This window comes from Robinsoniella sp., assembly GCF_034124845.1.
The window spans coordinates 1-12,739 of the sequence record NZ_JAWYAJ010000105.1 but is presented as its reverse complement, the minus strand read 5'-3'; the positions used below and the strand labels follow the sequence as shown (position 1 = coordinate 12,739).

Genomic DNA, 12,739 nt, shown 5'->3' with positions numbered 1-12,739 from the left:
GCGTTTGGAGGATTTAATAGAAGGAAAGGGTGGAAATTATATACTGCCGTTTTTCTGGATGCATGGAGAAGATAAAGAAATTATAAAAGAAGAAATCGATAAAGTATGCAGGTGCGGAATCCGGGAAATCTGCCTGGAATCCAGACCGCATCCAGACTTTGCAGGTCCCGGGTGGTGGGAAGACTTAGATTTTATCATGGAGGAGGCAAAGAAAAGAGAACTGCGCATCTGGATTCTGGACGATGATAAATTTCCCACAGGACACGCCAACGGTGCATTTGAAAAGCATCCGGAACTGGCAAAAATCTATCTTGCACAGCGGCATATGGATGTAGTCGGACCGGTAAAGGACAGTGCTGTAGTAATAGACCCATTTCTGGGAGACGACGGAGAACTGCTGGCTGTTTTAGCGTGTCCCAAACCGGATACGGAATCACTGGATATCGCTGGGGATGGTACTCTGGATCTGACCGGGCAGGTTCATGATGGAGTTCTTTATTTCGATGTACCACAGGGTTATTACCGGATATTTGTGCTGTATAAGACCAGAAAAAATGGCGGTCGGGAGAATTACATGAATCTCTTAGACAGCAGGTCCGTAAAAGTGCTGATCGATACGGTGTACGAACCCCATTATCAGAGGTATCAGAAAGAGTTTGGAAAAACTTTTGCCGGATTTTTTTCCGATGAGCCGGAGCTGGGAAATACCCCGGGATATGATTTTCAGGATAGGCTGGGAAAGTGTGACCATGAAACATGCTCACACTCATTATCCGGGCAGTACCGCAAGCCTGCTTACGGTATGCAGGGGTATAAGTGCGATGTAAAGCTGCCCTGGAGCAGTGAACTGGAAAGCCGGCTTGAGAAACTGTGGGGGAGTGGATTTTGTAAAAATCTGCCTGCCCTGTGGTATGACATGGGAGAAAAGACATCCGGAATCAGAAGCGGCTATATGGATAGCGTAACCAGACTGGTCAGCTCCTGCTTCAGCGGTCAGGTGGGGAACTGGTGCAGGGAGAGGGGAATTGAATACATAGGACATATCATTGAAGATGATAATGCCCACGGCAGGCTGGGCTGCAGTACCGGGCATTATTTCCGCGCCCAGAAGGGGCAGGATATGTCGGGCATTGATGTGGTGTTGCTGCAGATTATGCCGGGTTTTACAGGCACATACCACCAGTGGATTGCATCCGACCGGGATGGAGAGTTTTTTCATTATGGTCTGGCGAAGCTTGGAAGTTCTTATGCCCACATTGATCCAGCAAAAAAGGGCCGGGCTTTATGCGAAATCTACGGTGCCTATGGATGGGGTGAGGGCATCAGCCTTATGAAGTGGCTCACAGACCACATGCTGGTAAGGGGAATCAATGTATTCGTGCCCCACGCGTTTTCTCCGGCATTTCCAGACAGGGACTGCCCGCCCCATTTCTATGCAAGGGGAAATAATCCCCAGTATCGGTTTTTTACACTGCTTATGAAGTACATGAACAGATGCTGTCATCTCTTAAACGGAGGGATACATAAAGCAGATGCGGCAATTCTCTATCATGCCGAGGCTGAATGGACGGGAAAGGAGGCAATGCTCTTTCAAAAGCCCGTTCGAAAATTGCTGGAACACCAGCTGGACGCAGATGTCGTTCCGGCTGACTGGCTGGTACCTTGCGGCATAAATACGCCAGATGCACCGGAAGCAGACAATAAAACCTTTAGAATAGGGAATGCGGAATACACCTCATTTATCATTCCCTATTGTGCAAATATTCCAAAAACAGCAGTAGATTTTGCGATCCGCGCATCTAAAAAAGGAATCCCTGTATATATGGTGGGGGGATGCCCCTCATCTTTAACAGACGGAAGTGCAGTTCATGAGGAATTTGCAAAGTGCGTGACGGTAGTTTCTCTGGAAGAACTTCCGGGAAAAGTAAGGGAAACTGGAAAGCCGTGTTTTTCATTTACAAAGAGCTGCAAAGATCTCAGAGCACTTTGTTACAGGCAAAAAGATGCTAATATTTATATGTTTTTTAACGAGAGTCCTTTTGAAACCGTGGATACTTCAGTCCGCTTTTTAAATGGTGAGCGCCGGTACATTATCCGATACGATGGCATCAACAATGAAACGGAACCGGGATGCTTTCCGGGTGAGGCCCTCCCGCTTCATTTGCTTCCGGGCGAATCCGCTATATATCTGGAAAGTGATTCAGCGCCTGGCTGCAAAAGAATGAGCCGGGAAAAAGTTATTTCATTAGACATAGACTGGGATGTTTCCCTTTCCAAGCCAGATGAGTACCCGGCATTTCAAAAAAGAATGCACCTACTATCGGGGCAGGGTCTTCCAAACATGAATGGAAAAAATGGCTTCCCGGAATTCTCCGGAACATTTTTGTATGAGGGAAAATTTGATTATAGAGATACCGATGGAAAGGCAGAGAAATACATGCTGCGTCTGCCGGCGGTGGGCGACTGTGCAGAGGTGTGGTTAAATGGTTCATATGCAGGAATGATGATCGGCAATCCCTACGAAGCAGACATTACTTCTTATATAAAAAAGGGCGAAAATCTTTTAAGAATTGAAATTGCCAATACCCTTGTGTGGAAAATGCATGACGGACAGTCCACCCATATGCAGTTATCCCCCACGGGATTACTTGCTCCGCCGCAGCTTCATTTATACCGATAGGGGCAGATCTTGAGAGTAAAGCAAATAAAATGGGTATAGGCCTGAAAGAAAATGATGATATAGAAAGGAAGCTGCAGAATGAATCTTTCAGCGTGATTGAATGCGGCAATATTGCAGGCAGTCAGCAATATGCAGTGGGTGTAAAAATGAAAAGAAGCATACTATTTCCAAAAGTAAATGAAATTCTCCACGGGGGAGATTACAATCCTGAGCAGTGGCTGGACCGCCCTGACATTTTAGAAGAGGATATCCGCCTGATGAAGAAAGCAGGGGTAAATACCGTCACCCTGGGGGTATTCTCCTGGTCTGTTTATGAATCATCAGAAGGTAACTATCATTTTGAGTGGCTGGATGACGTGATGGACAGGCTGTGGGAAAATGGTATTTTTACTATACTGGCGACACCCTCGGGTGCGAGACCGGCATGGCTGGATCAGGCCATGCCACAGGCTATGCGTGTCAGCCAGATGGGCATACGCAACCGGCATGGGGTGCGGCATAACCATTGCATGACTTTTCCGCTGTACCGGGAAAAGGTCAGAGAGATCAACACAATTCTGGCTAAGCGGTATGGAAACCATCCCGGGCTGATCTTATGGCATATCTCCAATGAACTGGGAGGGGTATGCTATTGTGACCTGTGTGAGAAAAAGTTTCAGGACTATCTGAAAAGAAAATACCATGACAATATCCAAGAATTGAATCAGGAATGGTGGACAACGTTCTGGAGCCACAGGTACAACAGTTTCGAACAGATAGAGCCGCCGGTACCTGGGGGAGAAACCAGTATACATGGACTAAATCTGGACTGGAAACGGTTCACCACCTGGAATATGACCGACTACATGAAAGACGAAATTGCGGTATTTAAAAAATGGACCCCGGACATTCCGGTTACTACCAATTTTATGCGTTTATATGAAGGGCTGGATTATCATAAAATGTCCAAAGAGCTGGACATCATATCCTGGGACAGTTATCCGGATTGGCATACAGACAAAGGAGAATTAATCGATACCGCAGCTGCGACCGCCTTCGACCACAGCGTTATGCGTTCCCTGAAAAGAGACAGACCGTTTATGCTGATGGAAAGTGTGCCAAGCCAGGTCAACTGGCATCCCTATAACAAGTTAAAGCGTCCCGGCGTTCATAACCTGTCCTGCATGCAGGCAGTAGCTTGCGGCTCCGACACCGTGCAGTATTTTCAGTGGAGAAAAAGCAGAGGGTCCTATGAACAGCACCATGGTGCAGTGATCGATCACTTGGGACGGTGTGACACCAGGATATTTGGGGAAGTAGAGGAAGTGGGAAAGAAATTAAAACTGCTGAAGGAAGTACAGGGCAGTATTCCAAAGGCTTCAACAGCAATCATTTTTGACTGGGAGAACTGGTGGGCAATCAATGATATGGCTGGATTGAGTGTGGAGAAAAATTATCCGCAGGAGTGCAGAAGACTGTATCAAATATTGTTTTGTTATGGCATAGAGGCAGATATTATTTCCCAGGAGGAAGACCTGACCCCATATAAGGCGGTATTTGCACCAATGCTTTACCTGTTAAAACCGGGTACGAAAGAGCGGTTTAGTCATTTCGTGGAAAAAGGCGGGTATCTTGCGGCAACCTATCTGACGGGCTACGTAAACGAACACACCCTCTGCTATCTGGGCGGATTTCCGGGAGGTGGCTTAAAAGACGTTTTTGGGCTATACACGGAAGAAATAGATTCCCTGTATCCGTCTGAAAGCAATGGAGCCGCATTTACCGAAGACAGCGAAATGCATGGAGTATGCCGGATCCGGGATTTCTGTGAGATTATTAAGCCGTTAACAGCCCGGACGCTGGCATATTATACCGAAGATTTTTACCAGGGTACGCCGGCAATTACCGTAAATACATTTGGAGCGGGGAAAGCGTGGTACCTGGGTGCAAGGGTGGAAGATTCCGGTCTGGAACAGCTGGTGGGGAAAATAATGTGTGAGTTGGGGATAACTTTTAAAAAATTGCCCCATGGTGTGGAAAAACACATTCGGTATCATGACCGCGTGGAGTATGTGTTTTACTTAAATTATACAACGGAGGAAAAAGAGGTTTGTTTGGGGGATGATGAAAAGGGTTTTTCTTTATTGTATCATAAACTTGTCTTTGGTACACTCAGGCTAAAGGGTTTTGGCGTGGATGTGATAAGACAGGAAAAGAGATAGCTGAACTAAATCTGCCATTCCTTGCGATACGCCAGCGGTGTGGTATTTTCCCTGTTTTTAAACAGGTTAATAAAATGGCTCACGTGATTCATTCCCACTTTATAAGCAATTTCATTAACCGAATCATTGGAATATTTCAGCAGCTCCTTTGCATAGGAAAGCCGGTTTGCAATGATATATTCATTAACCGTAGTTCCGGTATACTTTTTAAACTCCTTAGAAAGGTGGAACTTACTCACACCGTGGCGGCATGCCAGATCATCCAGTGACAGGGGAGACTTAAAGTTCTGGTCAATGTCTTTTAACACATTTTTAATATAAGGAGGCATGAAAATTGTCTGGGCATCAAAGGTAATGGTCTGGACAAGGAGCTCCGTCAGGACATTGGTAATCAGGCTGGAAGTAAGGACCTCCGTTGAGGCATTGCGTTTCTGGTTTAGTGCCAGAATCCTGCGCAGCGTGCTTTCCATAAAGAATGTGTCCTGGATCTGGATGGTTTTAAAACCGTTTTTTACAAATTCCTCGTAATAGCCAAGGGCACTGCTCCCATTAAAATGAATCCATAGAAATTCCCAGTCACTGTTTTTTGCTGTTTCGTAATAATGGTGTTCCGTACAGTTAATATAGAAGCACTGTCCGGCTGGCAGGGTGTAGCTGCATCCTTTATATTTCAAATACCCATTGCCCGATATGGTGTAAACGATCAAAAAAGAATTCAGATTCTTCCGTTCCGTAAAATAAGAATCGCTGGTCTTAAAATACCCGGCTTCCTGAATATAAAAATAAATAGATTTTGCCACATTGCTGGCGGTAATAATTAGGCGGACGGAGTCCTCGGACCAGCTGTATGATGCACGTTCTTCATAGTTTTGATCATTTTTTATAATCATATTAATATCCTCCCAGGTTGTGAATGCCTGCTAAAACCCCAAAAATAACAGGAGCAAGATACTGATATTTTTGCACAACAAACTTGATTGATAAATCCATAATAAATGATTACAATGGATTTGTAAAGTGTTAACAGGACAGCAACATAATATAATACAGGCATATGGACGTATTTATGTCAATCGGCGTTGGAATCAGGAGGAAAATAAAATGGCGAAATTAAAAGAAACCAGAAAAGCACGTATTGGTGTATACACGATGGGATTAAAACATTATTGGGGACAGTTTCCGGGTCTTCGGGAGAGAATGATCGAGTACGGTCAGTTCATCTCAGATAAAATTACAGCAATGGGAAATGCACAGGTATTTTTCTATGGGCTGGTAGACTGCGAACAGGAGGGACATAAAGCAGGTGAGTATTTTAATGCAAATAACGTAGACTTAATTTTTGCACATGCAGGAACTTATGTTACCAGTGGTTCCATACTTCCGGTACATCAGGACTGCAAGGCTCATACGGTAATCCTAAACCTACAGCCTACGGCAAAAATAAATTATGCCCAGACGACTACCGGAGAATGGCTGGCTCATTGCGGAGCATGCCCTGTTCCGGAGATCTCCAATGCGTTTAACCGGGCGGGGATTAAGTACCGTGTGGTAAATGGTTTGCTGGGGCTGGATTATACACCAGAGATTTCTCTAACCGATGAAAATACTGCAAACCGCCCGGAAGCCATTCAGGCATGGAAAAAAATCGAAGAATGGGTACTCGCTGCCAGTGTAAAAAGCGGACTCTCCGGAGCAAGATTTGGTTTTCTGGGCAATACATACAGCGGTATGCTGGATATGTACAGTGATTTTACCATGTTCCAGGGACAGACAGGAGCACATTTGGAAGTGCTGGAAATGTGTGATCTGAATCGCGCCATGGAAACGGTAACTCCAGAAGAAGTAGCGCAAAAGAGAAATGAAATAGCAGAGTTTTTCAGAATCAGTGAAGATTCAGCAGCAGATCCTCTTGCTAAAAAGCCTACAGAGGAGCAGCTGGAGTGGTCGGCAAAAGTCGCAGCGGCACAGGAAAAATTAGTAAAAGAATATGATCTGGATGCCCTTACTTACTATTACCACGGTGCACCGGGCGGAGAATATGAGAAACTACAGGGGGGATTTATTGTAGGCCATTCACTGCTGACTGCAAAGGGAATTCCCTGTGCCGGAGAAGGTGACTTAAAGACCTGCCTCGCAATGAAGATCTGTGATATTGTAAATAAAGGCGGATCATTCTGTGAAATCGTAGTAACCGATTATGAAGAAGGAACCATTCTCCTGGGACATGACGGACCATTCCATCTGGAAATTGCTAATGGAAAACCAATTCTTCGGGGAATGGGGCTTTATCATGGAAAACAGGGAACAGGCGTATCCGTAGAAGCAAAAGTAAAAACCGGACCGATCACCAATCTGGGATGCAGCCAGACCATTGACGGAAGATTGAAATTCATTATCACTGAGGCTGAGTCCACCGATGGTACAATTATGACCATAGGCAATACACAGACCCCGGTAAAGTTCAAAAAGGATCCTGACAGTTTCATGGATGAATGGTTTGCAGAAGCACCAACCCACCATTTTGCGATGAGTGTGGGACATAATGCATCATTGTATGAAAAAATAGCGGATATTCTGGATGTAAATTTCGTTACCCTGGATAAATAGTAAATTGCAAATGTTATAAAAATAAGGAACAGCCTTACACGCTGTTCCTTATTTTTATAACTGAAATCCATCGACTTTATCGATTAAAAGCTGTTTAAACTGTGCCAGCGGCATCGGTTTTGCAAATACATAGCCCTGCACAATATCGCACCCCACCTTTCGCAGGAAATCAACCTGTTCCTTCATTTCCACGCCCTCAGATACGGTTCGCATTTTTAACTGTTTTGCCATGGTAATAATGTTGCGGATTACAATTTGTTCCCTTTCGGTATTTGCTCCCTTTCGAAAGAAGAGCATGTCCAGTTTTAATACCTGAATCTGCAGCTCCTTTAGAACGTTCAGCGAGGAATATCCGGAACCAAAATCATCTAAGGAACATACAAAGCCATTATCCTGTAATTCCTCTACAAAAGTCTGGAACAGTTCATTATTATTTAAAACGACACTTTCTGTGAATTCCAATTCAAGCATCCCGTCAGGAAGATGGTATTTGTTTTTCGTATTAATATAAAAATCAAGAAAATCATCCTGGAATAATCCCAGGCGGGATACATTTGTTGCCAGCTTTATCTTTGGGTTCCCCTCATCCAGATACTGTCTTGCCCATTTGCAGATTCCCTCAAACATATAACGGTCCAGATGAATAATAAATCCATTCTTTTCAAATAAGGGGATAAATTTGCCGGGAACAATCAAAGACCCCTGTGAACTGACCCAGCGTACCAGCACTTCGCCGCCGGCAATTCGGTTCCCGTGCTGGATATCCACCTTAGGCTGTACATATATTTTAAACTCTTCATTTTCCAGTGCCTGGTGCATACGGGATTCCATTTCCGTCTCCATCAGGATCTGTTTTCGAATATCCTGGGAATAAAATGCGTAGTTATCATTTCCGGTTTGCTTAATGGCCTTTTGTGCCATATTAGCACGGTTAATCATATCATTAAAAGTAATTGAATCTTTAAAATCCTTTACACAATAGATACCAATGCTCAGATCCAAGTGATATTCCTGGTTTTCTGAAGTTACATAGTGGTTCATTTGCTCATTCAGAGCCTGGAACCATGCAATAAGCTCAGTTTTGTCATTGTAGTATTTTACTCCTGTAAAATTATCTGCGTTAACACGGCAGAAGTATTCATTTTTCAGTGTAAACCGGGATATCAAGTCAGCAAAATATCTTAATACATCATCACCTGCATCATATCCAAACAAGTCATTAAAATATTTAAACCTTTTGATATCACAGTACCAGAAAGCATAGTTTGAACCCGGCATGTGATCATTCAAAGTGTCAATATCCTGCAGAAATTTATCAAAGCTGGAATAACCGGTAATAGGATCCACATAGGCAAGCTGTTCCAGATGCTCTTTGTTTTTACGATTCATCTGGTTCATGCGGTAAGCAAAAACCGTAAATATAATAAAGGCAGAAAATACAATCAGGATAACACCCATTGTATAAATATAATTGCCATTTATGATAGATTCCGGAACAATACTTAAAATAAACCAGTCGTTAATCTCTATAGGTATGTATACAGCCCAGTATTTCTTTCCTTTGTGGATATAACTGATCGTATTTTCCGTTCCGGAAGCGAAATCCGACAGAATATTTTCATATGCTTCCTCTGAGAAGCTGCCGATATCCTTCAGCTTATATATGCTGTTCTCATCGTAGTGTTGTTTTGATCTGACAACATAGTCTCCGTTTTTTTTCAGTATATTTGAAAAACCACCACCCTGGATGAGTGCTGCATCTACAATGTTACATAGAACTTCGGAACTGTTGACGGCACATAGAACCCCAATTACTTTATTCAAATGATACACAGGAACCCCGTAATAATGAATATACCCTGTAGTATAAGGGTCTTCATATGTTTCAGAGATCGTATTACTTCCGGACAAAGCATCCTGAAAAAAAGTTTCATTGGAAAAGTCCACATGATTATAGGTATTCCCATTAATGTCTATGAGATCGCCTATTCCATCTGTGCTGATAAATCCCATACGAATAAAAGTGTTTGCATTATTAATGGAAGTCAAAATTGGTGTAAGTTGATCAGTCTCAGTAATGTTCAGATCGCCAAGGCAGATAGATATACCGGACAGTGTTTCCCAGTCTCCGCGTATTTGTTTCAAAATCATCATTTTTTCCTGAGCTGCCAATTCATATAGACCGTTCAAATCATCCTTTTCGTTCTGGCGCATCATAGAGTATACGAAGATACATCCAAATACCAAAAAAAGAAAACAAATCAATGTCATTAATAAATAAGAAAAACTGCGCTTCTTTTTCTTCATATAGTTCTCCCAAGCAGTTGTGTGATTATAGTCTATATCTTAGTCTTCTTAATTAAAATCATATCATAGGATTACGTATTTAACAAGCTGGAGTATAGTAAAACCTTTTAAAAAAATTACATAAAATTACCATGTCAATTACACTTTGCAAAAAGTTTAGCCGGAGTTTTTTCTGAAAATCTATTTTTATATTGAAGTTAAGAATTGAATACTATATTATAGTAGATATGACAAAAATCTAGGAGGTTATACCATGATTCGTACAATTCATGTGGACAAGTTAACGGAAAATATAAAAGAGATGTGCATAGAAGCCAATCATTATTTATCCAAAGATATGGACCGGATAATGAAAAAGGCAGTTGATATAGAAGAATCCGATCTGGGCAGGCAGATTTTATGCCAGCTTCAGGAAAATCTTGAAATAGCGGGAAAAGATATGATACCGATCTGCCAGGATACCGGAATGGCAGTTGTTTTTCTGGAATTGGGGCAGGAAGTTCATTTTGAAGGCGGAAATGTAGAAGATGCTGTAAACCAAGGTGTGCGCCAGGGGTATGTAGAGGGATTTTTAAGAAAATCTGTAGTAAACGACCCGATTATCCGAGAAAACACCAAGGATAATACACCGGCTATAATTCATTATGAGATTGTGCCGGGCGATAAAGTAAAGATCACAGTTGCACCAAAAGGATTTGGCAGTGAAAATATGAGCCGTGTCTTTATGTTAAAACCTGCAGATGGCATTGAAGGTGTAAAAAATGCAGTATTGACGGCAGTGAAAGAAGCAGGACCAAATGCATGTCCTCCAATGGTAGTAGGCGTTGGCATCGGAGGTACATTTGAAAAATGTGCGATCATGGCAAAAAAAGCCCTCACAAGGGAAGCGGGTTCCCATTCAGAAGTAGAATATGTAAAAGATCTGGAAATAGAGTTACTGGATAAAATCAATGGACTTGGAATCGGACCAGGCGGTCTGGGTGGAAGAGTTACCGCCCTTGCCGTAAATATTAATACATACCCAACACATATTGCGGGGCTTCCTGTTGGTGTTAATATTTGCTGCCATGTTAACCGTCATAGTGTAAGAGAAATATAGAAGTAGATATAAGCACAGCGGCAGATAAATGAAATAATCCTATATGATTATATATTGAGTGAGTAGATGGAGGAAAGTATGGAAAAATATATAAATGCACCAATCAGTGAGGAAGACGCAAAAGACCTAAATGCCGGTGACTATGTTTATATAACCGGTAAAATATATACAGCAAGAGACGCAGCCCACAAAAGAATGCAGGAAGCTTTGGATAAAAACGAGAGGCTTCCTATTGATGTAAAGAATAATATCATCTATTATATGGGACCATCTCCGGCAAGGGAAGGACGTCCCATTGGATCAGCAGGTCCCACAACCGCAAGCAGGATGGATAAATATGCGCCGAAACTGCTGGACTTGGGGCTGCGTGGTATGATCGGAAAGGGAAAACGGACACCGGAAGTATTGAATGCCATAAAGCGAAATAACGCTGTTTATTTTGCAGCAGTAGGGGGAGCCGGAGCGTTGCTGTCCCAGAGAATTAAAAAATCTACGATAATTGCTTATGATGATCTTGGGACAGAAGCTATACGAGAATTGGAAGTTGAGAATTTTCCTGTGATTGTGGTTGCAGATTGCAAAGGGAATAATCTCTATGAGAGTGCTATAAAGCAATTTAAGAAAGAGAGCTGACAAATTCGTGGAAAGAATAATTTTGATGGTTTTACGAAATATATTGTTTGTGCCTTATTGGGCTTTTCAGTTGGTTGCTTATGCAAAAGATAATGATAAGCATACGGAAGAGGAACGTTTTGCATTATTAAAAAAGATAACAATCAATGCAAACAAAGGTGGAAGAGTCACTATTCAGACAACCGGAGGGGAGAATCTTCCGGAGAAAAATGGCTTCGTACTGTTTCCAAACCATCAGGGGTTATTCGATGTGCTGGCATTAGTGGAAAGCTGCAGCCGCCCATTGTCGGTTGTCATGAAAAAGGAAGTAGCCAACGTACCTTTCCTGAAGCAGGTGTTTGCAATCATGCGGGCAAAAGCAATTGACAGAGAAGATATCAAGCAGTCCATGCGGGTAATCATGGATGTTACAAAGGAGGTGACGGAAGGTAGAAATTATGTCATATTTGCAGAAGGAACAAGGACAAAGCATCCAAATGACCTGTTGGATTTTAAAGGCGGAAGCTTTAAGTCAGCTATAAAAGCCAGATGTCCTATCGTTCCAGTGGCTTTAATAGATTCTTATAAATCTTTTGACACGCATTCTATAAAAAGAATTACCGTTCAGGTTCACTATTTAAGTCCAATATATTATGATGAATACAAGGATCTGAAGTCTACAGAAATAGCTTCTATTGTAAAGAAGCGAATAGAAAATATGATAAAAGATAAGGAATAAAACTTTTTTGAAAAAAGTGATTGACAAATCGAGGTCTCTTTAGTATAATAACTTGTGCGTCACCACAACAGGTGACAAGCTGTATTATATAGGTAATAATGATTCAGGAGAAATACTCAAGTGGCTGAAGAGGCGCCCCTGCTAAGGGTGTAGGTCGTTTGCGCGGCGCGAGGGTTCAAATCCCTCTTTCTCCGCTAATTTATTCCTAGCACTGTATAAAACTAGAGAAGTTAAAGACAGTAATATGATACAAAAACATTTGTAAAAAAATGTAAAAAAGTGCTTGACAATATGCAAGCTAAGTGATAGACTATAAAAGCTGTCAAAACAGCAAAGAAAACATCACAAAAAACTTTTTAAAAAAGTTGTTGACAAACGCTTGACGGTGTGATAACATATAGAAGTTGCGCTAAAGAGTACAACAGCAAAGAAAAGCAAGCAGAACCTTGATAATTGAACAGTGAAACAACCTTGAAAGATTCTATTAAAAGAGA

At 42.2% G+C, this 12,739-nt stretch carries 8 protein-coding genes and 1 tRNA gene; 7 read left to right on the top strand and 2 right to left on the bottom strand.

Annotation, left to right across the window (positions count from 1 at the left end; all coding sequences use genetic code 11):
- The coding region (locus tag ACH2DQ_RS05245) for a glycosylhydrolase-like jelly roll fold domain-containing protein (RefSeq protein ID WP_395025842.1) at positions 1 to 2,680 on the top strand (2,680 nt) is incomplete at its 5' end.
- A gap of 29 nt (positions 2,681 to 2,709) precedes the next feature.
- Positions 2,710 to 4,881, top strand: coding sequence for a beta-galactosidase (locus ACH2DQ_RS05240; protein WP_394915516.1), 2,172 nt, complete (start codon positions 2,710 to 2,712; stop codon positions 4,879 to 4,881).
- Positions 4,882 to 4,886: 5 nt separating this feature from the next.
- Here the strand turns inward: ACH2DQ_RS05240 and ACH2DQ_RS05235 are convergent, their stop codons facing one another.
- On the bottom strand, positions 4,887 to 5,771 hold the full coding sequence (locus ACH2DQ_RS05235) for an AraC family transcriptional regulator (protein WP_395025839.1): 885 nt from the start codon (positions 5,769 to 5,771) through the stop codon (positions 4,887 to 4,889).
- A 211-nt stretch (positions 5,772 to 5,982) separates the two neighbouring features.
- Between ACH2DQ_RS05235 and ACH2DQ_RS05230 the strand changes: the two genes are divergently transcribed.
- The gene (locus tag ACH2DQ_RS05230; RefSeq protein WP_394915518.1) at positions 5,983 to 7,488 is read left to right on the top strand and encodes an arabinose isomerase; all 1,506 of its coding nucleotides are present in this window, start codon (positions 5,983 to 5,985) and stop codon (positions 7,486 to 7,488) included.
- Between the two features lie 54 nt (positions 7,489 to 7,542).
- On the opposite strand, the gene ACH2DQ_RS05225 is transcribed toward ACH2DQ_RS05230, so the two are convergent.
- On the bottom strand, positions 7,543 to 9,795 hold the full coding sequence (locus ACH2DQ_RS05225; RefSeq protein ID WP_394915519.1) for an EAL domain-containing protein: 2,253 nt from the start codon (positions 9,793 to 9,795) through the stop codon (positions 7,543 to 7,545).
- 253 nt (positions 9,796 to 10,048) lie between these two features.
- On the opposite strand from ACH2DQ_RS05225, the gene ACH2DQ_RS05220 reads away from it, so the two are divergent.
- The 4 genes from ACH2DQ_RS05220 to ACH2DQ_RS05205 all read left to right on the top strand — a co-directional run bounded on the left by ACH2DQ_RS05220 (position 10,049) and on the right by ACH2DQ_RS05205 (position 12,439).
- Positions 10,049 to 10,894, top strand: coding sequence for a fumarate hydratase (locus ACH2DQ_RS05220; RefSeq protein WP_394915520.1), 846 nt, complete (start codon positions 10,049 to 10,051; stop codon positions 10,892 to 10,894).
- Positions 10,895 to 10,972: 78 nt separating this feature from the next.
- Entirely contained in the window at positions 10,973 to 11,527 is a 555-nt protein-coding gene (locus tag ACH2DQ_RS05215) for a Fe-S-containing hydro-lyase (protein ID WP_394915521.1), read from the top strand.
- A 7-nt stretch (positions 11,528 to 11,534) separates the two neighbouring features.
- The gene (locus ACH2DQ_RS05210; protein WP_394915522.1) at positions 11,535 to 12,245 is read left to right on the top strand and encodes a lysophospholipid acyltransferase family protein; all 711 of its coding nucleotides are present in this window, start codon (positions 11,535 to 11,537) and stop codon (positions 12,243 to 12,245) included.
- A 106-nt stretch (positions 12,246 to 12,351) separates the two neighbouring features.
- A tRNA-Ser gene (locus ACH2DQ_RS05205) sits at positions 12,352 to 12,439 on the top strand.
- Positions 12,440 to 12,739 lie beyond the last annotated feature (300 nt).

What these genes read in the sequence shown, in the direction of transcription:
- ACH2DQ_RS05215 (WP_394915521.1), top strand. Translation starts at nt 10,973, where the DNA reads ATGGAAAAATATATAAATGCACCAATCAGTGAGGAAGACGCAAAAGAC.
- ACH2DQ_RS05225 (WP_394915519.1), bottom strand. Translation starts at nt 9,795, where the DNA reads ATGAAGAAAAAGAAGCGCAGTTTTTCTTATTTATTAATGACATTGATT.
- ACH2DQ_RS05240 (WP_394915516.1), top strand. Translation starts at nt 2,710, where the DNA reads ATGGGTATAGGCCTGAAAGAAAATGATGATATAGAAAGGAAGCTGCAG.
- ACH2DQ_RS05220 (WP_394915520.1), top strand. Translation starts at nt 10,049, where the DNA reads ATGATTCGTACAATTCATGTGGACAAGTTAACGGAAAATATAAAAGAG.
- ACH2DQ_RS05235 (WP_395025839.1), bottom strand. Translation starts at nt 5,771, where the DNA reads ATGATTATAAAAAATGATCAAAACTATGAAGAACGTGCATCATACAGC.
- ACH2DQ_RS05230 (WP_394915518.1), top strand. Translation starts at nt 5,983, where the DNA reads ATGGCGAAATTAAAAGAAACCAGAAAAGCACGTATTGGTGTATACACG.